General features: G+C 47.2%; 30 protein-coding genes. 18 read left to right on the top strand and 12 right to left on the bottom strand.

What is annotated here, in order from left to right:
* Nucleotides 1–17 precede the first annotated feature (17 nt).
* Together EBB54_RS03835 and EBB54_RS03830 are read right to left on the bottom strand one after the other, a co-directional pair.
* Entirely contained in the window at nucleotides 18–1,289 is a 1,272-nt protein-coding gene (locus EBB54_RS03835; RefSeq protein ID WP_125126422.1) for a glycoside hydrolase family 125 protein, read from the bottom strand.
* Between the two features lie 268 nt (nucleotides 1,290–1,557).
* Nucleotides 1,558–2,439 carry a hypothetical protein gene (locus EBB54_RS03830; RefSeq protein ID WP_243127513.1) on the bottom strand — a complete coding sequence of 294 codons (882 nt, stop codon included), beginning with the start codon at nucleotides 2,437–2,439 and terminating at the stop codon, nucleotides 1,558–1,560.
* 376 nt (nucleotides 2,440–2,815) lie between these two features.
* On the opposite strand from EBB54_RS03830, the gene EBB54_RS31555 reads away from it, so the two are divergent.
* Nucleotides 2,816–2,941 (top strand): hypothetical protein, encoded by a 126-nt coding sequence (locus EBB54_RS31555; protein WP_279229957.1) that lies wholly within the window; start codon nucleotides 2,816–2,818, stop codon nucleotides 2,939–2,941.
* A gap of 135 nt (nucleotides 2,942–3,076) precedes the next feature.
* Here EBB54_RS31555 and EBB54_RS03825 read toward each other — a convergent pair whose 3' ends face one another.
* Together EBB54_RS03825 and EBB54_RS03820 are read right to left on the bottom strand one after the other, a co-directional pair.
* Nucleotides 3,077–3,751, bottom strand: a complete 675-nt coding sequence (locus EBB54_RS03825; RefSeq protein WP_162307076.1) for a helix-turn-helix domain-containing protein — start codon at nucleotides 3,749–3,751, stop codon at nucleotides 3,077–3,079.
* Nucleotides 3,752–3,940: 189 nt separating this feature from the next.
* On the bottom strand, nucleotides 3,941–4,405 hold the full coding sequence (locus EBB54_RS03820; RefSeq protein ID WP_004069805.1) for a hypothetical protein: 465 nt from the start codon (nucleotides 4,403–4,405) through the stop codon (nucleotides 3,941–3,943).
* A gap of 125 nt (nucleotides 4,406–4,530) precedes the next feature.
* On the opposite strand from EBB54_RS03820, the gene EBB54_RS03815 reads away from it, so the two are divergent.
* From EBB54_RS03815 to EBB54_RS30505, 5 genes are all read left to right on the top strand, one after another.
* The gene (locus EBB54_RS03815; protein WP_004069807.1) at nucleotides 4,531–4,794 is read left to right on the top strand and encodes a helix-turn-helix domain-containing protein; all 264 of its coding nucleotides are present in this window, start codon (nucleotides 4,531–4,533) and stop codon (nucleotides 4,792–4,794) included.
* 117 nt (nucleotides 4,795–4,911) lie between these two features.
* Nucleotides 4,912–5,169: a helix-turn-helix domain-containing protein gene (locus tag EBB54_RS03810; RefSeq protein WP_125126420.1), complete on the top strand. Its 258-nt coding sequence runs from the start codon at nucleotides 4,912–4,914 to the stop codon at nucleotides 5,167–5,169.
* 507 nt (nucleotides 5,170–5,676) lie between these two features.
* On the top strand, nucleotides 5,677–7,638 hold the full coding sequence (gene thrS / locus EBB54_RS03805; protein WP_125126419.1) for a threonine--tRNA ligase: 1,962 nt from the start codon (nucleotides 5,677–5,679) through the stop codon (nucleotides 7,636–7,638).
* 121 nt (nucleotides 7,639–7,759) lie between these two features.
* Nucleotides 7,760–9,067 carry an MATE family efflux transporter gene (locus EBB54_RS03800; RefSeq protein WP_125126418.1) on the top strand — a complete coding sequence of 436 codons (1,308 nt, stop codon included), beginning with the start codon at nucleotides 7,760–7,762 and terminating at the stop codon, nucleotides 9,065–9,067.
* A 268-nt stretch (nucleotides 9,068–9,335) separates the two neighbouring features.
* Nucleotides 9,336–9,509: a hypothetical protein gene (locus EBB54_RS30505; protein ID WP_170178084.1), complete on the top strand. Its 174-nt coding sequence runs from the start codon at nucleotides 9,336–9,338 to the stop codon at nucleotides 9,507–9,509.
* A 104-nt stretch (nucleotides 9,510–9,613) separates the two neighbouring features.
* Here EBB54_RS30505 and EBB54_RS30060 read toward each other — a convergent pair whose 3' ends face one another.
* Nucleotides 9,614–9,772, bottom strand: a complete 159-nt coding sequence (locus EBB54_RS30060) for a hypothetical protein (RefSeq protein ID WP_154677771.1) — start codon at nucleotides 9,770–9,772, stop codon at nucleotides 9,614–9,616.
* Between the two features lie 112 nt (nucleotides 9,773–9,884).
* Between EBB54_RS30060 and EBB54_RS03795 the strand changes: the two genes are divergently transcribed.
* The 7 genes from EBB54_RS03795 (at nucleotide 9,885) to EBB54_RS03765 (ending at nucleotide 16,754) form a co-directional block, all read left to right on the top strand.
* Nucleotides 9,885–10,049: a hypothetical protein gene (locus tag EBB54_RS03795; protein WP_243127512.1), complete on the top strand. Its 165-nt coding sequence runs from the start codon at nucleotides 9,885–9,887 to the stop codon at nucleotides 10,047–10,049.
* A 2-nt stretch (nucleotides 10,050–10,051) separates the two neighbouring features.
* Nucleotides 10,052–10,246 carry a type II toxin-antitoxin system RelE/ParE family toxin gene (locus EBB54_RS03790; protein WP_125126417.1) on the top strand — a complete coding sequence of 65 codons (195 nt, stop codon included), beginning with the start codon at nucleotides 10,052–10,054 and terminating at the stop codon, nucleotides 10,244–10,246.
* A gap of 120 nt (nucleotides 10,247–10,366) precedes the next feature.
* The gene (locus EBB54_RS03785; RefSeq protein ID WP_125126416.1) at nucleotides 10,367–12,139 is read left to right on the top strand and encodes an ABC transporter substrate-binding protein; all 1,773 of its coding nucleotides are present in this window, start codon (nucleotides 10,367–10,369) and stop codon (nucleotides 12,137–12,139) included.
* A 242-nt stretch (nucleotides 12,140–12,381) separates the two neighbouring features.
* Complete coding sequence (locus EBB54_RS03780; protein WP_125126415.1) at nucleotides 12,382–13,056, top strand: response regulator transcription factor; 675 nt, start codon at nucleotides 12,382–12,384, stop codon at nucleotides 13,054–13,056.
* 55 nt (nucleotides 13,057–13,111) lie between these two features.
* Nucleotides 13,112–14,863: a sensor histidine kinase gene (locus EBB54_RS03775; RefSeq protein WP_125126414.1), complete on the top strand. Its 1,752-nt coding sequence runs from the start codon at nucleotides 13,112–13,114 to the stop codon at nucleotides 14,861–14,863.
* Between the two features lie 202 nt (nucleotides 14,864–15,065).
* Nucleotides 15,066–16,163 carry a HipA domain-containing protein gene (locus tag EBB54_RS03770; protein WP_125126413.1) on the top strand — a complete coding sequence of 366 codons (1,098 nt, stop codon included), beginning with the start codon at nucleotides 15,066–15,068 and terminating at the stop codon, nucleotides 16,161–16,163.
* A 6-nt stretch (nucleotides 16,164–16,169) separates the two neighbouring features.
* Nucleotides 16,170–16,754, top strand: coding sequence for a TIGR02452 family protein (locus EBB54_RS03765; protein WP_125126412.1), 585 nt, complete (start codon nucleotides 16,170–16,172; stop codon nucleotides 16,752–16,754).
* Nucleotides 16,755–16,815: 61 nt separating this feature from the next.
* On the opposite strand, the gene EBB54_RS03760 is transcribed toward EBB54_RS03765, so the two are convergent.
* Nucleotides 16,816–17,301 (bottom strand): hypothetical protein, encoded by a 486-nt coding sequence (locus EBB54_RS03760; protein ID WP_125126411.1) that lies wholly within the window; start codon nucleotides 17,299–17,301, stop codon nucleotides 16,816–16,818.
* 366 nt (nucleotides 17,302–17,667) lie between these two features.
* On the opposite strand from EBB54_RS03760, the gene EBB54_RS03755 reads away from it, so the two are divergent.
* A complete protein-coding gene (locus tag EBB54_RS03755) occupies nucleotides 17,668–18,126 on the top strand; it encodes a DUF4869 domain-containing protein (RefSeq protein ID WP_162307075.1) in 459 nt (152 codons plus the stop codon).
* Nucleotides 18,116–18,664 (top strand): P-loop NTPase family protein, encoded by a 549-nt coding sequence (locus EBB54_RS03750; protein ID WP_125126409.1) that lies wholly within the window; start codon nucleotides 18,116–18,118, stop codon nucleotides 18,662–18,664. The genes EBB54_RS03755 and EBB54_RS03750 overlap by 11 nt, the downstream gene beginning before the upstream one ends.
* Here EBB54_RS03750 and EBB54_RS03745 read toward each other — a convergent pair.
* The 4 genes from EBB54_RS03745 to EBB54_RS32120 all read right to left on the bottom strand — a co-directional run bounded on the left by EBB54_RS03745 (nucleotide 18,618) and on the right by EBB54_RS32120 (nucleotide 21,533).
* Nucleotides 18,618–19,406, bottom strand: a complete 789-nt coding sequence (locus tag EBB54_RS03745; RefSeq protein WP_125126408.1) for an NUDIX domain-containing protein — start codon at nucleotides 19,404–19,406, stop codon at nucleotides 18,618–18,620. The genes EBB54_RS03750 and EBB54_RS03745 overlap by 47 nt on opposite strands.
* Nucleotides 19,407–19,449: 43 nt before the next feature.
* Nucleotides 19,450–20,649, bottom strand: a complete 1,200-nt coding sequence (locus EBB54_RS03740; RefSeq protein WP_125126407.1) for an ATP-binding protein — start codon at nucleotides 20,647–20,649, stop codon at nucleotides 19,450–19,452.
* Nucleotides 20,650–20,838: 189 nt separating this feature from the next.
* A complete protein-coding gene (locus EBB54_RS29880; protein WP_148099338.1) occupies nucleotides 20,839–21,030 on the bottom strand; it encodes a hypothetical protein in 192 nt (63 codons plus the stop codon).
* 272 nt (nucleotides 21,031–21,302) lie between these two features.
* On the bottom strand, nucleotides 21,303–21,533 hold the full coding sequence (locus tag EBB54_RS32120) for a zinc ribbon domain-containing protein (RefSeq protein ID WP_243127511.1): 231 nt from the start codon (nucleotides 21,531–21,533) through the stop codon (nucleotides 21,303–21,305).
* A 214-nt stretch (nucleotides 21,534–21,747) separates the two neighbouring features.
* Here EBB54_RS32120 and EBB54_RS32435 point away from each other — a divergent pair, with 214 nt between their 5' ends.
* Both EBB54_RS32435 and EBB54_RS03730 read left to right on the top strand, forming a co-directional pair.
* Nucleotides 21,748–21,840 carry a putative holin-like toxin gene (locus EBB54_RS32435; RefSeq protein ID WP_302585340.1) on the top strand — a complete coding sequence of 31 codons (93 nt, stop codon included), beginning with the start codon at nucleotides 21,748–21,750 and terminating at the stop codon, nucleotides 21,838–21,840.
* Nucleotides 21,841–22,046: 206 nt separating this feature from the next.
* Nucleotides 22,047–22,352, top strand: a complete 306-nt coding sequence (locus EBB54_RS03730; protein WP_125126406.1) for a hypothetical protein — start codon at nucleotides 22,047–22,049, stop codon at nucleotides 22,350–22,352.
* Nucleotides 22,353–22,874: 522 nt separating this feature from the next.
* Here EBB54_RS03730 and EBB54_RS31775 read toward each other — a convergent pair.
* Together EBB54_RS31775 and EBB54_RS29875 are read right to left on the bottom strand one after the other, a co-directional pair.
* On the bottom strand, nucleotides 22,875–22,970 hold the full coding sequence (locus tag EBB54_RS31775; protein WP_304973296.1) for a putative holin-like toxin: 96 nt from the start codon (nucleotides 22,968–22,970) through the stop codon (nucleotides 22,875–22,877).
* Nucleotides 22,971–23,245: 275 nt separating this feature from the next.
* Entirely contained in the window at nucleotides 23,246–23,485 is a 240-nt protein-coding gene (locus tag EBB54_RS29875; RefSeq protein WP_148099335.1) for a hypothetical protein, read from the bottom strand.
* A gap of 96 nt (nucleotides 23,486–23,581) precedes the next feature.
* On the opposite strand from EBB54_RS29875, the gene EBB54_RS03720 reads away from it, so the two are divergent.
* Nucleotides 23,582–23,950, top strand: a complete 369-nt coding sequence (locus tag EBB54_RS03720) for a tyrosine-type recombinase/integrase (RefSeq protein WP_243127510.1) — start codon at nucleotides 23,582–23,584, stop codon at nucleotides 23,948–23,950.
* The last annotated feature ends 179 nt before the right edge of the window (nucleotides 23,951–24,129 follow it).

Here is a 24,129-nt window from a genome sequence, read left to right as displayed (position 1 = left end):
TTTTGTTACTGTGTAAATTATTTTATTTCCAATTCATATCCCAAATAGTTCAAAAACAATTCTGCGTACATGGCGTTTGCCCAGGAAAACCAGTCCCTGGTGTACCTGCTGTCATCTTCGCAGGAAAAGCCCTCATGCATCACATTCTTTCCCCCTGTGGTGGCTGCCATGCTCCGGAGGATTTCCAGCCGTTCCTCCCTGCGCCTGCAGGTCAGCCCCTGGACGGCCATTGCGATATGCCAGATAAAGCCGGGGGGCGTGTGGGGGCTTCCGATCCCCGCCGCCTTTGCCCCTTTGTAATAGTAGGGATTTGCCTCGCTCAATATGTACCTTCTGGTATTCCCGGCTGTCTCCGGATCCGCCGGATAGCCCAGGTAATCCATCGCCAGCAGGCTGGGCACATTGGCGTCGTCCATCAGCTCGTACATGCCAAACCCATCCGCTTCATAGGCGTAAATCATGCCCGCTTCTTCCGTATAGGTTCTGCCCTCTTTTTCAATGGCCTGCCTCACCTCTTCCCGGAGGTCTCCTGCCTCCTTTTCCAACTGCCGGTCAGAAAAAAGAGTCCGGGCCATTTCTTCCAGATATCCCATGACCACCACCACAAACATATTGGAAGGGATCAGATATCCGTAGGTGCATGCGTCGTCGCTGGGCCGGAAGCCTGACCAGATCAGGCCGGTTCCGGATCTGACCAGCGCCCCTTTCCCATCTCTGGAAAGGGTATCGCGGAACAACGGGCTCTTCCTTATGAACCGATATTCGGATCGTTCCTCATGGTACTGCTCCTTTCGGAATACCTGGAAAATCTTTTCAACCCCTTCGTGGAAATTCCCGTCAAACTGGGAGGTGCATCCTGTATTTTTCCAAAGCAGGTACGCAAGCTGAATCGGATAGCAGAGAGAATCTACCTCAAACTTCCGCTCCCATACCCACGGGTTCTGCTCCGGATCGTCTTTTGCCCAGCATGCCCCGCTTGGGGACTCGTTGAACGCGTTGGCATAGGCGTCGATGCAGATATACTGAAACTGCCTTCTGACTACCCCCGCGATCAGCTCCCGAAGCTCCTCGTCCTCCTTCGCCTGGAACAAATACGGCCGCAGCTGGGCCGATGAGTCCCGCAGCCACATGGCCGGGATATCCCCTGTAATCACATGGGCCGTGTTGTCCTCCATCCTCCGGATCGTCGTGTCCAGGGTGTTGGTATAGCAGTTCACAAATAGTTCCGTCAGCTCCGGCTCACATTTTCCTTCTGCCTGCCGTCGGACCTGATTTAAAAAATCATCCATTTTACTCTGATCTCCTTTGTCAAAAAAGTGGTCTGGCTGGTGATAATTAGATTGTAGCAGGGGTTTGAAAAAGAAACCAGTGTAATAAGTATAGAAATTCTGTCTATTTCCTAGTGTAATATTTGAAAAAAGAGGCTGTTTGGAAATATCTCATTTCCAGACGGCCTCTTTTATCAATGTTAGATTGGCTGCGAAAGTTCCCCATGGGCCAGGAATGGCTTGATCTGGGTGATGTCCGGCAGCCTTCCCATAGGGTTTAATTTGAGTCTTATAATACAGGCGCTGATTCCTGACGTTCTTTTAATTTCAACACGGTTTCAAGAGGAAGCCTTGTCCTCTCCGCAATGATCCGTTCATCTAGGATACCGATCAGTCCTTCGGCAATTTCCAGTCTTTCCTGTTCCATTCCTCTATTTACCAATTTTTGTCCAAGTCGTGTCATTCCGATTACCTCCATCAATTCATCCATTTCAACAGAATCCAAAAACTTATCCGCCATTACATACAATACCGCCTCAATCCTGTCCATCTCCTCATAGTCATCTCCTGCTTCCTGCGTAATGCGAAACGCCGCCCTCACCCGATCCTTTAAGGGCATTTCCCCGTCCATCAGCAGGCAGAGTGTCAGCAGGACAAGATCCTCTTTCTTAAGTTTCTCGGCATTCTCCTGACTTTTTTGAAGTTTCGCAATCAACCGGTCCGCACTGTGACTTTTCATGGTGATCGGCTTGATGCAAAATGTATTGATTCCCTCCGTATATTCCGTCATGGGCCTTTTGACATTCCCGGAGAAGAGCACGTATGTAGTAATGGCCGCATTATGCTGGTAACTGGCTGTCGCTTCATACATCCGAAACCGCTTCAAGTCCTTACGTCCTTTGTTCCTGCTTTGAAACTCAAAATGAATCCAGGAACCATCCTCCATGATAAAGTTGAAATCTTCATGTAATTTCTGTACATCCAGCTTCACCAGTTCTGTTGCGGCTATCCCCACAGCCTTTTTCGTGATCCCAAAATACGGGAGCAGCTCCTCTGAAAAATAGAGGAAGGCTGTTTTCAGAGCTGCATCTTCATGCTGTATGACGGACTCCTCTGCAGCAGGCTTTGCAGCTTCCGGGACGGTTTTCATGTTCTCTTTGCACATAATCATCCTTTCCGTAAAACCTATAGAGAAACCTAGTATCTATAGTATACCTTATAAAACGGCCATAATGGGGTGCCCTTGGGGATACCTTATGAAACGGCCGCATGGCCATAATGGGGTGCCCTCGGGTATATCACAGATACAAAGCTGCTATATTGTTACTATATCAAAAATAGCAGTCACAGACAATGCGGTTTTACTAAATTATATTTTTTCCATAGCAGTTTTGAAAATTCCCAGGATAGCAGGAAAGATAAAAACAGACAATAGAATATGAAATTCTGGAACTCTGACTGTTCCAGAAGGTGTGAAGTTCAAAAACAAGCCGTTTCTCTATGTGGATTACCGTCTGTGACCTTCAGTTTAGTATAGATGGAATGGAATGTCAATATCCATTTATTGTAAACACAAAACCGCCATGAAAAACAACCTGATCGGCCTCATTGACCAGACCTATCCGGGATTGACGACAACGCAGCAGATGGAAATTTACCCAATCGAAACATAAGGTTAATTCATGTGGATTATACTAGTGTACTGACTCCTAAGGCTTCAAAGTTGTTCCTTATTTTCCGCAATATAATATTGTTGTTTTCAAATAGGATCATCACCGGCGATCCTATCACTTATTGTAAATTCACTTTCATTTCCTCGTTCGGCATCCGAAAATCCGTACAGCAACCGTAAAGATCAGCCCTGCCGCCGCGAGGATCGCAGCCCATAGCTTCTCTGCCGCCGTTACCTGTTCCAGCGCTCTGCCCCCGCCGGAAGCATAAAAATCGATGCCCATAAGAATACAAAAAAGAACTGCGCCTCCTGCTGCTTCTATCCACACATTGGAGGCACGGTATTTCCGGGCAGGCAGGTTTTTATCCAGATACCAGATGATTCCTGTCAGGACAACCGCTGCCATCCAGCAGAGAAGATTCTCCGTCTCCAATCCGGGAAGCCATTGCGTTTCCCTCCTGATCAAAAAAGGAATGGAAAAGACCAGCAGAGCGATCACTGTCAACAGATGGATCACGATCTGAAATCCATACAGCTGGTGTTCTCCGATCGCATTGATCAGCAGTTCATCCGTCTCCTTTTGATACGCTTCTGCTTCCATCTTCTTTCCTGCCAGAAATTCACTGACACGGATCCCAAACAATCCGCATAACGGTTCGATCAGACCGATGTCTGGCAGCGATCTGCCGGTCTCCCATTTTGACACCGCCCGATCCGTAACGCCAAGCATTTCTCCAAGCTGCTTCTGTGTCCACTCATTTTCCTTCCGGCATTCTGAGATAAATGCTCCGACTTTTTTTACATCGATCATAAAAACGCCCCCTTCCATGGCTTTATTATGACATAAACTCTTGAAAATGTCATCCTACCGGCGGTAGGGTCCCTGTTTTGCGCCTTTTCAATCTGAATCTTCGCCAGGTCAGCTATTTGGATCATGGATCTCATAGATCGTCTGCCCTTGCAGGTATCCACATATCTATGATCCCTTCCGCAGAACATCTCACTTAATCTCTATTCTGTACTTCTCCGGATTTTCTACTATATTGTAATGCTTATTCTCCTCTGAAATCCAACGGATCTCAAAAGCCTTTTTCCTCCATTTCCATGCAGCCCGATTCATATATACGGTGATATGCACTTCATTCGGATATCCGCTCAGATCATAAGAAAACCGGACCTCCCTAAAAGAATTATCCGCGCATCTCTGCAATACATATCTTGCAAATTTTTCCTGATCAAATATATACAGCTTATTCGCTATGATCGATATCTCCTCCAGACTCCCATTTGAAAATATTTTTGGATTGCTGCTGCACACCGCCACATCCCGTCCCCATTGCAGGTATCCCAAAATCGGGATCACCAGGAGAACTGCCAGATATACGATCCTGCAGAACCTTTTATTCACAATCCTTTTCCTGTCATCTATAGAACGTTTCTGTATTTTATCCAGTATTTCCTTCATGATCTTTCTCTCTCTTTACTTTTTGACCAGTATAGAGGTCAATATTTTCAGTCAGCATACCATAAAATAACAAGAAGTTGCAACCAATACTGGTCAAAAACTGAAAATTCAAATGAGGTGTAAAAATGGAGCAAAAGTTAAGGCGCGACTGCAATATGGGGGAAAACCTTAGAAAACTGCGGAAAACGAGCGGGTTGTCACAAGAGAAGCTGTGTGCGGAATTACAGCGCCGTTCCTGTGACATTGGCCGGAGTACTTATGAAAAATATGAAACCGGGGAATTGAATATCCGGATCAGCGTACTCATTCAGCTCCGGAAGATCTATGGATGTGCATATGATGATTTCTTTGCAGGCCTGGATCCGGATGAGCCGCATAAGGTCAAGTGACTGACCTCAGCGGAAGCCATGGAAATCCATGGGGCCGCTGCCAAAGGCAATATTTCCTGTGAATTAAGGGTATGATGGGATATGAGGAAAAGGTAAAAAATCTCAGGAGGGAAAAATATGGAACGGGAACAGAAATTAAGGCGTGATCGAGACATGGGGGCAAATCTGAAAAAGCTTCGTCTGGCGCATGGACTTTCACAGGAAAAGCTCTGTGCCAGACTGCAGCATCATGCATGTGATATCGGCAGGAGCACCTATGAGAAGTACGAGAGAGGTGAACTGAATATACGGATCAGCGTGCTGATCGAGCTTCGCAAAATCTATGGGTGTACCTACGATGATTTCTTCGCAGGACTGGATTCGGATGAAAACTGACGTTGCTGTGAGCACCCGGTAAGGGTGTGAATAATAACCCTGAGCCAGATTAAATTGATCCAATTTCGATATTTTACTTGAAAAATCTCTTCTTCTTGCATATAATACAAGAGAACAGCAAAAGCAGAACGAAAGAACTGAAAAAAATAACACTTAGACGAAACGAGTAGAGTGCGGAACTTTCCAGAGAGAGATGCCCGGGCAGGGATTTGTGTCCGGTGCTGGAAGCATCTTACTGCAGAAGCATTTGAAAACCACCTCCGAGTGACCCCAATCCGGTCCGGTGATTCCGTTATCATCATAAGAAGCTGTATCCGTTTTTTTCAACAGCTTCTAAAAAGCGGCTTTTTGCGTACGCAATCAGCAAGAAGGGTGGAACCGCGGCTAAGAATTTCAGCTCGTCCCTTGTGATCTCAAACAATCACAGGGGGCGGGCTATATTTTTTTCTGACACTTCAAGACAGCAGAAACATTTCTCAAAATTTTACAGAAAGGAACGAACGTACTATGATCATCACATTAAAAGACGGCTCTGCAAAAGAGTATTCCGAAGCAAAATCCATCATCGATATCGCGTACGATATCAGCGAAGGTCTGGCGCGCGCCGCGTGCGCCGGCGAAATCAACGGGGAGGTTGTGGATCTGCGCACCATTGTGGACAGCGACTGCAGCTTAAATATCCTCACCGCCAGGGATGAAAAGGGGCTCTCCGCCCTGCGCCACACCGCCTCCCATGTGCTGGCCGAGGCCGTGCAGCGCCTGTTCCCGGAGGCAAAAGTGGCCATCGGGCCGTCCATTGACACCGGATTTTATTATGACTTTGAAAGCGCCCCATTTTCCAGGGAAGATCTGGACGCTATTGAGAAAGAGATGAAAAAGATCATCAAGAAAGGGGCGAAGATCGAGCGCTTTACAAAATCCCGTGAGGACGCCATCGCATTTTTCAAAGAGAAAAATGAACCCTATAAAGTAGAGCTGATCCAGGACCTTCCCGAGGACGCGGAGATTTCCTTCTATTCCCAGGGAGATTGGGTGGATCTGTGCGCAGGCCCCCACCTGATGAGCACCAAGGGCGTCAAGGCGTTCAAGCTGATCTCCTCCTCCGGCGCTTACTGGAGAGGCAATGAAAAAAATCAGATGCTGGCCAGGATCTACGGAACCGCCTACGGCACAAAGGACGAGCTGCAGGAGCATCTCACCATGCTGGAAGAGGCGAAAAAACGCGACCACAACAAGCTGGGCCGTGAAATGAAGCTGTTCACCACCGTGGACGTGATCGGACAGGGGCTGCCCCTTCTCATGCCCAACGGCGTAATCATGCTCAAGGAGCTGCAGCGCTGGATCGAGGATCTGGAGGACAACGAGTGGGGATACATCCGCACCAAAACCCCGCTGATGGCAAAGAGCGACCTGTACAAGATCTCCGGACACTGGGATCACTACAAAGAGGGGATGTTTGTGCTGGGGGATGAAGACAAGGACAAAGAAGTCTTTGCCCTGCGCCCCATGACCTGCCCCTTCCAGTACTATGTATATAAGGCCGAGCAGCACAGCTACCGGGATCTGCCCCTGCGCTACGGCGAGACCTCGACCCTCTTCCGCAACGAGGATTCCGGCGAGATGCACGGTCTCACACGGGTTCGCCAGTTTACCATTTCCGAGGGGCATCTGGTTGTAAGGCCGGACCAGATGGTAAAGGAGTTCAAAGACTGTATCGCCTTGGCACAGCATATCCTGCAGGTTCTGGGCGTGGAGGAGGATGTGACCTACCACCTGTCCAAATGGGATCCGGAAAACAGTGAAAAATACATCGGCTCGCCGGAAGTCTGGGAGGAAACCGAAGGCCATATCCGCGCCATGCTCCAGGAGCTGAATATCCCGTTTGTCGAGGACGTGGGCGAAGCCGCGTTCTACGGACCGAAGGTGGATATCAATGCCAAAAACGTATACGGCAAGGAAGACACTATGATCACCATCCAGTGGGATGCCCTGCTGGCGGAACAGTTTGATATGTATTTTATTGACGAAAACGGCGACAAGAAACGCCCCTACATCATCCACAGAACTTCCATGGGCTGCTACGAGCGGACGCTGGCATGGCTGATTGAAAAATATGCCGGATTATTCCCCACATGGCTCTGTCCGGAGCAGGTGCGCATCATCCCGATCTCGGATAAATACCACGATTACGCGGCCCAGGTGGAGCAAAAGCTGAAAGAGGCCCGCATCCGCTGCTCCGTGGATCAGCGCTCCGAGAAAATGGGCTACAAGATCCGTGACGCCCGCCTGAACCGGGTTCCGTTTATGCTGGTCGTGGGCGCCAAAGAGCAGGAGGAAGGCGTGGTATCGGTACGCAGCCGTTATCTGGGAGATGAGGGCCAGAAGCCGCTGGATACCTTTATCCGTGATATCTGTGAAGAGATCCGCACAAAGCAGATCCGCAAGATTGAAGTAGAAGAACAGAAATAAAAATACTGGAAACAACGCTGCTCTTTTGCCACCGGGTAAAGAGATTTTGCGTCAGACATTCTATCGTTAGGTCATAGAAGATAGAATGTTCTGGCGCCTTTTGTTTTTAAAGGAGATATCTATGAAAGCAGAAACACTTTTAAGAGAATTTTTTCAATATGTAATCCTAAATATATGTGGTATGATTGGCTTATCATGTTACATACTTGCCGATACCTTTTTTATTTCAAACGGTTTGGGCGCAAATGGTCTGACTGCGCTTAACCTGGCCATTCCTGTCTATAGCCTTATTCATGGAAGCGGTCTGATGTTTGGAATGGGAGGCGCAACAAAATATTCCATTTACAGAGGACAAAAAAAATATAAAAACGCGGATAAGGCTTTTTCAAACACAGTATGTATGATGGCTGTATTGGCTGTCATTTTCGTGTTGACAGGCATTTTCTTTTCTAAAAACCTGGCAAAACTATTAGGTGCCGACAAAGAGGTTTTTCATATGACAAAAACATATTTACAGGTTATTCTGCTATTCGCTCCGGCATTTATGGCGAATGACACAATGACCTGCTTTGTCAGAAATGACGGAAATCCTAAATTATCGATGATTGGTATGCTGACTGGAAGCTTCTCAAACATAATCTTAGATTATATATTTATATTCCCCCTTCATATGGGAATATTCGGCGCAGTATTCGCTACAAGTTTAGCACCCGTTATTAGTTTGACTGTTTTATCCAGGCATTGGCTCACAAAGCAAAACCAGTTTCATTTCGTACGAATAAATCTGTCATTTCGATTGACAAGAGATATCCTTTCTTTAGGTGTTCCGTCTTTCATCACAGAAATGGCATCCGGAATTGTAATAATCGCTTTTAATGCTATTATTCTGCACCTGCAGGGAAATATTGGTGTGGCTGCTTATGGCGTGGTTGCAAACCTGTCGCTTGTGGTCATTTCCATTTATACAGGGATAGCACAGGGAACACAGCCCATTTTAAGCAGAGTATATGGATATGGTGAGCGCGAAAGCCAGAAACAGATTTTGAAATATGCCTTAATAACAATGCTGGTTATATCATGCGGGATTTATTTTATTTTTCTATTATCTGCCAATCCAATTGTCAGCATATTTAACAGTGAACAAAATATGCAGTTACAGCAGATTGCAGAAACCGGGTTAAAATTGTATTTTACAGCGATTCCATTTGTGGGCTTTAATATCATTATATCCTCGTATTTTACATCAATAGAAAAAGCCCTGCCCGCACAAATCGTTTCACTGTCAAGAGGTCTTTTAGTTATAATCCCTATGGCGTTTTTCCTGTCATTTTTATTAAAAATGACAGGGGTATGGCTGTCCTTTCCAATTACGGAATGTCTTGTCGCTTTAGCCGGCACTGCATTATATTTCAAATCAGAAAGAAGTTAGAAAACAGCCCCTAGTACAGCCTTGCGTAATTAACGGTGAATTCTTCACCATTATATACGCAATGCTGTACTAGCCCTTTTGCCGATTTCCCTCCCGGGCTTGTTTCATACTGTAAATTACCGGAACCGCCTAGCAAGAATGTCAATATCGCCCTAATTATTCATCAATAATTTATCTAAAAATTTGTTTCCGGCCGTGATAAGATAATACACGTCACAGGGAAACAGACAGTAAGACAGAATCTAAATCAGAAAAGGAGAAACAGATTATGTATACAAATATGACAGCGGAAGACGCAAGATACATGCTTGAAGCAAATGCAAACCTGGTAGAGAGGATGATCGCGGGATTCAAAAAGTACTGGAAAGAGAATGCGGAAGTCATCTGCGGAGGCATGGCTATGATGAACGGGCAGTTCTATGCACCGTCCGGCAGAAAATAATGCCATGGGCAATATTTACACAATGAATCAAAAATAGGCGGCAGGAATCCAAGAAATACCTCGGTTCCTGCTGCCTTTTTGATGCTGAAATTTCACGTTCGGTGTCAGGTCAGGTTTTTCACCCACCCGTATTTTATGTAATGACGGTACACCACCGGCAGCTTGACCACATCGGCAGAACCAGTCGGAACATCTTCTGGCGCAGCCTTTCTTTCTCTGTCATAGAGCACCTCCTTATCCGTTTTTCCGACTAACAATATCATATTTCTTTCTCAGATTCTTTCGGAATAGGCTGTTTTTTTATAACAATCGTTCAACCGCCGGCCTGTAAAGACAACTGGAGGCGGTGAATTCGCCGAACAGATCCTAGCAGATTTGATTGCAAAAGGGTATAGCGGCGAAGATCTGCTGGATCGGTTCAGGCTTGCCCAAAAGCAGATCCGCCCTGCCGTGGAGAGAATGCTTTCGGACGCCGAAAAAGCGGCTTTATCTGAGATAGAATCAGCTTCTTATAACGATGTTTTTGGTGCGGAGGAATAAATATGGCAAAAATACGTTTCCTACCGCCGGCAGCGAAATTCATCAAAAAAATAAAAGACAAAAAATTGAAAGCATTATATCAGGCAGCCATTGACAAAATCCTCGAAGATCCCATGATCGGCGAAGAAAAAAAGGGCGATTTGAAAGGGATCTGGGGAGTGGAATTTTTTGTAATTCCGGGCAGCTTCCAAAATTGAAAAATCCATCTGGATATGATATGATAATTCCATGAAATCAACGCGGCGCCCCTTTATCCGGCAGTCAGTTTACACATCCGAAAAAGGCGCGGCGCCCCTACAGGAAAGGAGTCATTTTTCATGAAAGCAAAACTGTTGCGCCGCCTGGCAGTCCTGTCCGCGGCAGCGATTGTTCTGTTATCCGCCTGCACCTTTCGGAAGACCCAAAACGACGGCGATGCACTGATCTGGGGCACCCGGAACGGCTATGAAGATTTTTTAAAGCTGGCGGATCAGACTTACCCGGATATCGTGCTTGATTATTCCCCCTACGCAGGCCCCAACCGTACCAGCTACGACTGGGCGCAGATGCGGGGAGACGACATTCCCGACATCTTCATTACCACCCGGAATCTGGATCCTGATCTTGCCGCTAAACGGCTGGCAGACCTGTCCGGCTTTGATTTTACGGAACATATTTCCTCTGGGGTTCTGGACCAGGCGTCGGTTGACGGCGGCGTCTATCTTCTGCCCGTCAACGGCAGTGTACACGGTATCTACTACAACAAAACGCTGATGGAGGAACACAACTGGGCAGTGCCCTCCGACCTTACGGAACTGGAAGCCCTGTGCGGCCAGATCCGGGCTGCAGGCATGACCCCCGGCCTGGTTGGCACCAAACTGAACGACGATCCCTTTTCCGCCGTATTCAACGTGGCCAAGACCGATTGGCTCTCCACCCCCGAGGGTGCGGACTGGGAGCAAGAATTTCTCTCCGGCGGCGCCCCGGCTGCGGGCATGTGGGAAACTGCCATGGAGGACGTCCAGAGGTACATAGATATGGGGATGTTCTCCGCAGACCTTAAGGAACGGAGCAATCAGGACCTGATCGACGAGGAACTGGGAAACCGCCGGGCCATGTTCTTCACATCCATGCTGGATGTCAGCACGGCAGAGCTTCCAACCGGCGACCAGCTCGGCATGATGCCTTACCTCAGCCGGGACGGCAGCAAAAATGTCTATATATACCAGCCCTCCGCCTACATCGGCATCAGCCGACGGCTCACCGAGCCGGGCAATGAGAAAAAACTGGAGGATGCAGTGCACCTATTGTCCCTGCTTTATTCCCCCGAAGGGCAGGCCGTCTTTAGCGGCAAACTTAAACCCTGCCTGCTCAGCCCTCTGGACAATGAGGAGGTCCCGGAGGATGCACTGATCTATGACGCATGGCAGGCCCAGCAGGAGGGGCGGATCGCTCCTGTCACCTACACCGGCTGGGAACATGTCCTCTATGACATGGGCAAGATGTTCAAACGCTGGCTCCAGGGCGAGGAGGGCCTGGACGGCCAGACCTGCATTTCCCTGATGGATGCTCTGCAGACCAGCTATCTCAGCCATCCCGACAATACGGATGTATGCGAGAGCACCGCCAACTTTACGTTAGAGGAAACCGCAGCCCTGGCAGGCAAGGCCCTGGGAAATGCTGCGGGGGCGGATGCGGCGATGATACCGGTGGCTTCTTTCTATAAGAAAGGAGATCTGTTAAGCGCCGGCATCAGCGGAAAGCTCTACAAGGGCATGATCGACGCAGATATCATTTCCGCCATTTCCCCCGGATACGATGGGGAATATGCCGTCCTCACCATGACCGGAGCACAGGTCAGGGAGATGGCGGAGGAGGGCTTTAACCTTTCCGGAAAAGGAGAAGCCTACCCCTATGTCCTGGTAACGAAGGGCGGCGCCAGCCTGGAGGATGACCAGACCTATCAGGTCGCTTTCCTGACACGGAGCTATACCAAGCAGGCAGGCGAGCTCTATCACGCCCGGTTGGAGGAAGGCTCCTTCACGGATATTTTCCGGGAGTGGCTGAAAGAACAGCAGAGCGTCTCACCGGATGGGAATCCGTGGGAATAATGCAAAAAAGCCGGCAGCCGGTATTTTTTCTACACAATGTATCCAAAAACGTAATGGAACTGTCGGAATTTTCCCGGCTGTTCCATTATTTTTTATTTTCTTGGCTCCAGCATACAATAAGTATATATTTCCGCGGTATAGTATCTGTAACAACTATATTATTCATCCACCCGCAAGCAGCATGTTATTGCTCCGCTGCTTCAGATGGGACATCCGCTTAAGAGAAACGAGGTGATAAAAAGATGGCAATGCATTTATTAATTGTAGAAGACGACCGCGCTTTGCGCGAAACGATTGCCGACTATTTTGGAAGCAAGGGCTGGCAGATCACGGAGGCAGCAAACGGAGAGGAAGCTTTAGAAACCATACGCACAGCCGCTTTTCAGCTGATCCTTCTGGACGTCATGCTCCCGAAGCTGAACGGTTTTACCGTGTGCAGGCGGATTCGTGAGGACAGCGACGTGCCGGTCATCTTTATCACGGCCCGGGTCATGGAGGAGGACGAGCTGAACGGCTACTCCCTGGGAGCCGACAACTACGTGACAAAACCCTTTTCCCTGCCGGTGCTCTACGCCAAAGCCATGTCCCTGATGAGCCGCGTCCGTGGAGAGGCCCCTTTCCAGACGCTGCGGCGGGGAGACCTGGTAGCGGATTTCCGGATGCGGCGGATTCTGGTGCAGGGAACCCCTCTGCCGCTGGCTCCGAGGGAATATGAGATACTCCTCTTCTTCATGGAAAATCCCAACCGGATCTACAGCCGGGAACAGCTCCTGATCCGTTTCTGGGGATATGAATTTGAAGGAAATGAACGGGTCGTGGACAACCACATCAAGATGCTTCGAAAAGCAATGGAACACAGCAGCTGCAGCATCCGAACCTTCCGAAAGTCCGGGTATTGTCTGGAGGTGACAGAATGAAACGAAAAAAAGAATCATCCGCACGTTTCTGCCGGTACTGGCAGGATTTCTGGCCTTGTATCTGGCGCTGATGGGAATCGCCACATTTCTGATCAAGGGAACATTTATGGAACGTTTTGAAACATATTTTAATACCATCTTCAATGAAATGGAAGAAAACATTCGCGATAAAGAAGCAAAAGAAGAATGGCTGGCAAATGGATACCTGAAAACTGCCGCCCACAACTATGACCCCATGCTAAGTTACAGGGCAGGGACAGTCAGTGCCTATTTTCAATACTCTTTTGCTCTGTTTGACGAAGAAAAAAAACTCCTGTCACAAAGCAAAAATATGCTCTCCCTTGTAAATCCGGATACAAATCTGTTTCGCGAGTATTTACTCGTGGATGATTATCTCAGTCAGGACGAGCTCAAAGAGCTGGCCTATTACGGAAATCTGCAGATCACAAGCTTCCGCAGCAAATCGGCTTTTCCTTCTTCTGAAAAAGGGGGTTCTCAGCCTGTATATAACTCTTTAGATTACCGGATCATGATAGCATTCAAGAGAGGAAGCGATGTGCCGGTCCAGATCGTAGTACAGAAAATGAACTGGAACAAAGATGAGAAAGAAAAAAACAATGCTGAGGTGTCCGCTGACAGACAGACACACCTGGAACAGGAGGAATTAATCCTGTTTTCAAATAAAATCTGGGATCACGGCAGGATCGTCTGGTCATGGACAAATCCGGAGATTGACATTTCCAAGATTCCGCAAAATTATTTTTTTGAGCTGGAGTGCTACCCTTCTTTTCCGTATAACAGCCTCGGATATGACCGCTGGCTTGCATGGCAGGAAAATCCATTTCTTCAGAACCTGCAGTTGGACGATGACCTGTTCTACACGATACCGAGATATAATGCGGCCGCTGATGAGTTCCCGCCTTTCCTGCCGCAGACAAAAAAAGTCTCTGAACTTTTCATTCTTAAGGATGATAAGCTTGCGGGCACCTATTTTCTGGTTGCGGCTGTGGACTGCCATCCCTGGCTTGCCGCCATGGATTATATGAAATACTTCTATCTGCTGGGCTTTGCCTGTATGCTGGTATGCGCATGTGTCCTGGCTTTTGCCATCCACCGGACGAACCTGCGGCGGGATGCCCTGGAGGAGAACCGCCGCGATTTTACCAATGCCATCGCCCATGAATTGAAGACGCCCCTGTGCGCCATCCGCGGTTATGCGGAAAACCTGAAGGAGGATACGGTAACGGAAAAGCGGGATCATTACCTGGATCAGATCATACTCAAGACCGAAGAAATGGACGCCCTTGCGGCGGAAATGATCTATGTATCCCGCCTGGATTCCGATACGCTGGTTCTAAAAAAAGAGCCGGTTAACCTCAATGACCTGGTTCAAACGCAGCTGGAAAAGCTGGATGATGTCATTTCCGCCAAAAAGCTTCTGGTATTGTATCAGCCGGAGGGAGAATTTCACCTGACCGGAGACCGGAAATATCTGGAAAAAGCAGTCTGGAATCTGCTGTCCAATGCGGTTTCCTGCAATACGGAAGGCGGAACGGTCCGAATCACTGTCAGCAAGGACCGGTGCGGCATGGAAAATACCGGGGAACGGATTCCGGACGCGGATCTTCCGCATGTGTTTGAGATGTTCTACAGCGGACAGGGACGTTTGGAAGATGCCGAAAAACACCTGGGGCTTGGCCTGTATCTGGCCAAAAAGATCTGTACCCTGCACCATCTGTCATTGACCGTCCGGAATACGGAAATGGGCGTGCTGGCTGAAATCTCTCGTTACAAGTCACACTCCTGATTGGACGTTACTGCTCACGCGGTGCCGTGCACTTGCTGCGAAGCATCCGGCAAATACAGTGATGGGGCTGGCGGTCAGACCGTAAACTATAACATAAAAGTTGGTATTGGGGCTGGCTATTCCGTCAGCGGCTTGGTACAATGGAACTATACTCAATATTGTAAAGAATGTAAACAGCAGCGCAGAAAGAGCGGGAACCAACATGAACAAAACAGCAAAAACGACTTATGAAATCATGCACGGCGGCCAGGCCGCGGCAAGGATTGACACACAAGGTCACTGCAGGATCTTCGGCGGCGGGAAGTTTCTGCCGTACAATCTCTATCTGGACGACACCGATGAAGAACTGGACACCCTGATCAATAATCTCACAAATTTCCAATACTGGTGTGCCGGCAGAATCCTCACATTGGACCGCCAATATGCCAAAGAAATCCTGAACAGCATTGGGGCGGCACAAGCTGTAACAGACCGGGACCGGGCACGGATCGCACTGTCCTGCCGCTGTCTGACATTGACGGATATCTACTGGGTAAAACGTCCGGATGAGGATATTACATTTCAGGAGGCCAACCTGTACGACAACCATTTGGACAATGCATTTATTGACGTTTCCCTGCGCGGACGCCAGATTACGGTACAAAATGACAGCCTGATTCCGGACCTGTCAACAAACGGGTGCTTTCCCAAGGCATGGCTCCGGCATGAGCAGGGATTTACGCTGCTCAAAGCCGGCGGCATCCGGGCCGTGGAAAATGAACTTCTGGCAAGCAAAGTCTGCCGGTGCTTCCGCTGTCCCCAGGTGGTATATCAGGAAACCTATTATGAGGGGATCAAGGTTTCTTCCAGCGAACTGATGACTTCCAAGCGGTATTCCATCGTATCCAGAGAGGCGTTTGAGATCTACGCGGTCAATGAAGGAATCGATCCGGCCGCTTATATCCTGGAACTGGACAGCCATTCCTACTACATGATGAATATTCTGGATTACCTTGTCGGGAATACCGACAGGCACTGGGGAAACTGGGGTTTTCTCGTAGACAACGAAACAAACCGGCCGATCTCGCTGCATCCCCTGATGGATTTTAACCAGGCTTTCCAGTCCTATGACCATGCGGACGGAGCAAACTGCCTGAGCGTCCTGCCAGTGTATATGACGCAGAGGGAAGCGGCCCTGCAGGCCGTATCGAAGATCGGGCTAAACCAGATCCGTGAGATTGATCCTCAATGGTTCCGGGGGCGTGAAACGGATTATCAAATGCTGGCCCGCCGGCTGGATATACTGCGTGAAAGCATGTAAAACGGAGTGACCAGAGGTTCCAATGCCCAGGAGGAGGCCATCTGCAGATGCAGCAGCCTGTATTTTCACATTACAGAAAGGGGTATAACCGAAAAATTTCATAACCGCCACCGGCGGCTGCTCCGCGAGGAGCGCATGGATGTCCGGTACAACGATGACTGCATTTTTACCCCAAATGTCACGGTATTCAAAACCGATACGCCGCAGCCCGAACTGATGCCGGAATCCGACTGGTATACGGTTGATGTGGTCACCTGCGCCGCCCCCAATCTGCGGGAGCAGCCCAGCAATGCCATGAATCCAGGCAGCGGAAAAAAGCCGGTTCGCTTATCCGAACGGAAACTTCTGGAACTTCATATAAAACGTATGAGAAGGATTCTGGGCATTGCCAAACAAGAACAGGAAGAGGTGCTGATACTGGGCGCCTTTGGATGCGGAGCATTCTGCAATTCCCCAAAGGTCGTGGCAGAAGCCATGGCAGAGGCTGTAAAAGAATTTGCATATGATTTTACGGCTATAGAATTTGCGGTATACTGCAGTCCCGGGGATACCCGAAACTACGACGAATTTCAAAGGCGGCTGGGCACATAAGGCCAGCCGCCGGTCTATAGGATCTTCTTTTTTAAATTTCAGGAACAGGCGGCACTCCTGCTTATCCCTTTGAATCCAGAAAATGCTTCCCTTCCATATTAAAAATTTCTTTGCGTTCCAGCGAATGAGATCGTTCATAGCCGCTCATTGCCCTTGCATGCTGAACCTCCTTTGGCTCCGGAATTTCTATATGCTCATATTCCATCATGGGCGGCGGCCCAATGACCTGGTCTATGTACTCCTCGCTGAGAGGCAGGCTTCCGCTTCCTGCCTGGATTGGAATCCCCGACCCGGTACCTGTCTGAATCTGCCCCTCTCTCCCGACGTCCCCGACCACGGGAATGCCCGGCTTGACCGCATCTGCTGCCGAATGGACGAATTGCGCGTTTTCCATATGGATCTCCTGGCGGATATCCGGTTTCGGCTGTACTGCAGAAGGCATATAGTACTTTAAATTTTCTGGTTTCATGTTCTTCTGCAGAGAATAACCCATTTGCTGCCGGATTCTCATTTCCAATATTTTAATAGAATCTTCGTTCGATTCCATGATATTCTAACCTCCTGCTTTTTTGAATCGCTCATACAACGAATAAATAGAACCTTTAATAAATGTCGGCATATTGCAGCATAAAAATAAGTGCGAATCGTTTTTTACTATTTACAAAGCCTATGTCAAATTCATGCAAAACATACAAAACCTGCCGCTGACAGTATTTCTGCATACAATGGTATACAAAATGATTGTTGGCCAGGACATTTTGTGTTATTCTTTAACTATTCAGAACAGAATTGCCCGCTTACCGCCCCGTACGAGTGTTTAGGGCTAATATGCTATTTCTGTCTGAAAGTCAGAATCCCTGCGTCAGCGCGGCATACTGCTTCGCAGGAACCAATGAAACCGGAGGTAAAAACAATGCTGAATATATATTTCGGATACGATACGGAAGCCATCCTCAGTATTGATAAATATTTTAACAACACTTACGATGAAGATTGGCTGGACGACCCTTTCGTCAAAGAAATGGTGCTGGACGTTGACTGCTCCGAAGTACTGGACAAATACTGTATCCAAAGCCCGGTACTGGGACAAATCCCGCCGGAAAAGCTTTCCGGCGGAGTAAAAGCACTGATCTGTATGTACAAACTCGATGATTTTTATGTGGATCTGATCGTATGCGGAAAGAACTGCGAAAAATGGATTTCTGAGATCGCTGAGAAAAAGGATTTTCGGGCTTCGCTGAGCGGATACGATCTGGGGTTCGAAAAAACAGGCATTCAGGCAAGATGTCTCAATGACGGTTCCGAAATCCGAACTTCTGAAGACTGGATTCTGAAAATGTGCGCATATGTAGGAGGCGGTCATGAAAGGTAGATTTTCTTTAGAAATAGAATCAAGAAAGGTCATTTATCGGCTAAATCTTGAAAGGAAAGTCACTGTAATCAAAGGAAAAAGCGGTACCGGAAAAACCTCCATGATTCGAGTCCTTTCTGATTATGCGGAACTCGGAAAGGACTCCGGAGTACACGTAAGCAAAAGCAGCGATTATCAGATTAAAATATTTGAAAACCGGACTGACTGGCATCAGGAATTAGAACATGCGCACAACAGCATTATTTTCGTTGATGAGGATGTCCGGTATCTCTATGAGAAAAAATTTCAATCCCTGTTTCAGACCGCGGATTGTTATATAGTAATCATCTCCCGAAGCGGAATGTTTCAGCAGCTTCCCTATGCGGTCAGCAGCGTGTATGAACTGCGCACCCAAAAAAACGGAAAGATTTCCGTAGTACAGATGTATCGGATCTATCAGGAAAAAATAGAGGAATCAAAAACAAGCTATGCAATCACCGAGGACAATCCTTTTATCCTTCACACCGCTCCTGCAGAATCGTCAGCGCCTGCACAATGATCGCCGCATGGTCCACCGCGATCATCCCGCCGTTCTTTACCGCAAATGACTCCTCCCGGATCAGCCCCGAGCGTCTCTTGCGTTCCACCAGCGCGCAGGTATCCAGACCCTTTTCCTGGTTTTTCACGGAAAGCCGGTAGGTCGTGATCTCGTTCTCCTGTCCCTGCTGCCCACCGCTCCGGAAAGCATCCGTACCAGAGTCTTTGCCTTCCTCTGCCTGCTGCAGCTCTGCTTTCGGATCAGCCACCCCGCCGTCCGCTATTTTTTCCAACTCTAATTCGCACCACACCGCGTCTGCCGCGTCATCCCCGGCCTGGGCTTTTAACTCCTTCCCCTGTACAAGCGCCATATATGCCGTGGTGATTACGCGTGTCCTGGGGTCCCTGTCATAATTCCCGTAAGCCCCGATCTGTTCCATGGGCAGACCGCCGATTCCCGTTTCCTCCAGCAGCTCCCGCTTTGCAGACTCTTCCAGATTCTCCTCCATATCCACAAAGCCCCCCGGCAGCGCCCAAAAACCGATACTCGGATGGTTGCTCCTCTTCACCAGAAGGAGCTTGAGCCCCCGAAGCTCCTTTGTCAAAGGCTCTGCGCAGGAAAAGATCACTGCATCTGCCGTACAGCTTGGCGTCTGATATTTATAAGGATCATACCCTTCCAAAAATTCCTCCAAGGTCTGTCCCGCCTGATTCCGCTCCCCGGTTCCGTAAAATTTTGACAAATCCTTTAAAAATGCTGTCATAGTTTTCTCTCCTTCCTTTCGTGATTCTTTGATCTGCAGCCTGTCACTTCATCAGCCACTCAAGCACATTCCACTGTTTGATCCCATTGTGGGAGGTCAGCGGTGTAAAATCCATTGTCAGAAGATACTTTGGATTGTGGTCGCGGATACTTTCCAAGGGGGCAAGCTCCCGCTCCAACGTGCTTTCCTCCATAACAGTCAACGCAACCTGGTAATACTCCTCCCCTTCTTCACCGATCGCGATAAAGTCGATCTCCGCAATCCCCACTTTTCCGATATACACCTCATAGCCTCTTCTCAGCAGCTCCAGATAAACCACATTTTCCAGTATATGCCCCAGATCCGCCCGCTTTGTCCCAAGCAGATAATAGCGCAGCCCCATATCGCACAGATAATATTTGTTGCCCGTCGTCAGATACTGCTTTCCCTTCACATCGTACCGTCCCGCCTTATAGAGGATAAAGCACTCCGTCAACGCCCCCAGATAATTCTCCACCGTAGAAATCGCGATCTTCCTTCCCGCGGTGGTCATGGTGTTCGCGATTTTGGTTGCGGAACAGAGGTTGCCCACATTGTCAAACATAAAACGGATCACGCTGTCCAGCCCGCCTGCATCCGCGATCCGGTAGCGGGCCATGATATCCTTCAGGATAATGGACGTATAGATCCCCTCCAGATATGCGTGGATATCTCTCTTCTTTTCCAACTGCACCACATAGGGAAAAGAACCGTTCTGGATATAGTTCTGATATTTGAGCATCAGGTCTGTCTTATCCTCCAGCGCAGACAGATATTCCTTAAAAGACAGCGGCAGCATCTTAATCTCCACATAGCGGCCGGCCAGCAGTGTGGCAAGCTCCCCCGACAGCAGATACGCATTAGAACCCGTGATATAGACGTCACAATTTTCCTTTATATATAGTCCGTCAACCGCCTTCTGAAATTCCGGCACATTCTGCACTTCATCGATCAGGATATAGTTCATCTTTTCAGAATGCATCTGCTGCCGGATCCAATCATACAGCTGCATATAATCCCGGATATCATGGTAATCCGGATCTTCCATATTGACGCGGATGATCTGGTCTTTGCTCACGCCATCCTGCACCAGATACTCGCAATACAGGTCAAACAGCGTAGACTTCCCGCATCTGCGTATTCCGGTTACTACTTTTATGACTTCTTTTTCCCGAAAACGTATTAGCTGTTCCAGATATTCCGGCCTTTCGATTCGCTTATGCATACGTCGTTTCCTCCTCTCCCCTGATCTATGTTATGATCTTCATTTTTTCTAAGTTATAACTTATGTTTTAATTCAATATACATATTTCCTAAGTTGTAACTTATGTTTTTATATTATCACTATATTTCCTAAGTTGCAACTTATGTTTTTTATATTTTCGTATTTTTTGTAATATGTATTTTAGTCTATTCATTTTGAAAAAATATATTCCGGTGCATATCTCATGCCTTTATATTTTGGCCAAAAATGATTATCTTCCGTTGGATACTTCTTTCTCTCCTTGAACAATACACCTGACTGTATGTTTTTCACTCGAACCAACGGTTGGATCGGGGAGATTCCACCATTGGCTGGAACGTCTTTTTTTGTTTTCTCTATCATTTTAGCATACCAGAGGTGCGTTTTAAAAGCCCCGATTCAACCACGTCACGTCTGGTACGCTTTGCCAAGGGTGTTTAAGAAATTTTTTCACTGTCATGCTATTATGAATAGTAACACTGTCATTCAGAATAAGCCGCTTAATTATGTGGTGGTTGCTCCTTTCTGTCAGTTTCGGGCTTCCTTCTTCGTAATAGTCATGGTAAAAGTTGATCCAAAGCGTGTCCTCTACGCACGGGGTTGAAAGCGCAGCGTCCGGATCGCCCTGAGAGATTTTACAGTTCGGCTATAAGCACGGCTTTTTCGATGATTCCGCGGTATGATTTGACGAAGACGGAGGGGAAGTCTTCTAAAGAGGAAAAAGAGGCTGCCATAGGGCAGACTTCTTTTACTTTCAGCCTTGAAGTGGAACACACAAAATGGTCTTGCCGCGCTTCAAAATTCTTGCTTGTGCAGTAGTACAGCTTTTCGCCGCAGTCAGCACAGCGGACAATGCCGGAAAACATTACAATAAAGCGATTGCATAGGAAAGGATAACGAAAAGAGAAAGAAGAAATTTGGAGAGGTCTGTTTTTTAGCAGGCTTTTTTAGTTGAAAAGTGATTGTAGTTAAAAAAAACATGATATAATAGCTATCAGGGAAAATCAAAGAGCTAAGGCGGCTGCCCTCCATTGTCGGAGGGGCTTACCCTCCAGACCAAAGAGGAAGGAGGGGATAACGATGATTACATATCAGGATTTTTTCTTGTTTTGTACATTTGTTGTCGCCCTGATCAGTCTGTTATATCAGATTTTTAGGGATAAAAGGAAATAGCCGCCGACTACCGCGAATAGTTGACGGCTAGACATTGTAAAATGTCATAGTTGTTAGTATTTAGAGGGTAGCCGCTTCTTTGGCTTTCCCTTTTTCACATCATAGCACGTTAGATAGTGTAATTCAATAGTCTTTCGTGCTTTTCTTGTGAAGAAAACTCTAAGAATATAGCAAATTTTATCATCCCTGGTATACAAAACTCCGCTTTGGAAGGCAATTATGTATACACTGCAGTGGGAAGCACAATATCCTTTGCGGATGCGTTTGGCAAAACTGATGTTAACGTGGGGAATATGCCTCTTGCTCTTGATGCATTGGAAAAATCTATTGCAAATTATGAAAGTGGTATACATACAATTGCCGGAGGGGCACAAAGTTTCTTTGTGATTTTTTGTAAGAGAACTTACAACACATACGCTGGAATAATAATGACGTATTATGGATATAACCCCGCGTTTTTTTCAAGGGCTGCAGGAGGGTTTAGGATCTTCATCCCAGTAAATGCAAGTTAATAGCATGCATTTTTCTACAACCTGGATCATGGAATCATAGAAATTTATGTAAGCGTTATATTTTTCCACACTGTCCATGAGCCGCTAATAATATACCTTACGCCCATAATCCCTATGGCACGTGGCAGATATATCTGCATCCTTTCCCCATTGTGAACGCCTATTGTGATAATATAACTGCCATTCGCTGCTCCACTTGGTATATTAGTTGCCGTACTAAACACATATGCAAATGTGTATACAGGTAATGAGTTTGCGTCTGTATACTCTGCTTGGTTCATAAACACCTTTTTGAATCTACTGCCGTCACTATTTCCGCTTCCTATCTCTTCCAAAGCGGAGTTTTGTATACCGCGGGAATGCAATCTACAACATTTGACGGATATTTTTGCTTTCAGACTCTTGAATTAACCCTTTTGCCGTGTTATGATGTGAAAAGAGGAAAACCAAAGAAGCGGCTACCCTCCGAACAGTGCTAAACTAACATTTTACGTCAGCCGTCACTATTGGCAGTAGTGGCGGCTATTTCTTTTTACCCTTGAAGATTGTATAACACAACCCGATAAGGGTGACAATGAATATTCCAATTTGGATTAAATCCGCATATGTAACATACATTGGTAACCCCCCCTTTCTTTCGTCTGGAGGGTCAGCCCCTCCGCTATAGGAGGGAAAGCCGCCTGGCTCTTTGGTTTCCCATGCCGCTATTATAGCATGGGATTTTATGAAGCACAATATCCGTATTTTCAATCTATTATCTTTGAACGACAAAAACACCTGCCAAAACAGGTTCCTAAGCTATTTCTCACTCTTCCATTTATTCCCTATGCAATCGCTTTATTGTAATGATATTTTACTGATCTCATAATCTTTCAATTGTATATAATGATGTTTTAAGTTATTTTTTCCGGAATAAATAAACCATACTGCCCGCCATTAGCGTAAGAAAAGAATATTGGTAAATATGATTCACTATACATATGAGAACTCATAATGATTCCAGCATAATAATCATTACTATATTTGCTTAAAACAACCTGATAATTTATGCGACCTTCCGCATAAAACTCCTGATGAATGCCGCTATTGTAGCTTGCTATAGATGCCTGTATTTGATCTAAAGCAATTAACATACCCGGAACAATATTATGTGTTCCAGCAGCATTTACGAAAGAATCTTTGCCAGTTCTATGCTTGTATACGTATGATTTTTGACAAGGGAAGCGACAGTGATCGGGAAGGGAGGAAAAGAGAGAAAATTTTATTTATCAGAGATATCAGCGGAGTACCTGCAGCAATATCTAAAGAGCAGGACAGATGATACCCCGGCGTTGTTTGTATCTGTAAAAGCGCCTTTTGACAGATTGGGAAAAGAGGGAATAGAAGTGGCGGTTAAACGTCTGGGGATGAAGGCAGGGGTGGACAATGTGCATCCTCACAGGTTCAGGAGGACATTGGCGACAGACCTTGTGAAGAAAAATGTCCCAATTCAGGAGGTTGCGGAGATTCTGGGACATGCCGATCTGCGTACCACGCAGGTTTATGTATGCTTAGATCAGGAATCCGTAAAATATCATTACAATAAAGCGATTGCATAGGAACGGATAACGAAAAGAGAAAGAAGAAATTTGTAGAGGTCTGTTTTTTAGCAGGCTTTTTTAGTTGAAAAGTGATTGTAGTTAAAAAATCCCATGATATAATAGCTATCAGGGAAAATCAAAGAGCTAAGGCGGCTGCCCTCCATTGTCGGAGGGGCTGACCCTCCAGACCAAAGAGG

Source organism: Schaedlerella arabinosiphila (assembly GCF_003885045.1).
GTDB classification, from domain to species: domain Bacteria; phylum Bacillota; class Clostridia; order Lachnospirales; family Lachnospiraceae; genus Schaedlerella; species Schaedlerella arabinosiphila.
This window is presented reverse-complemented; position numbering and strand designations above follow the sequence as displayed.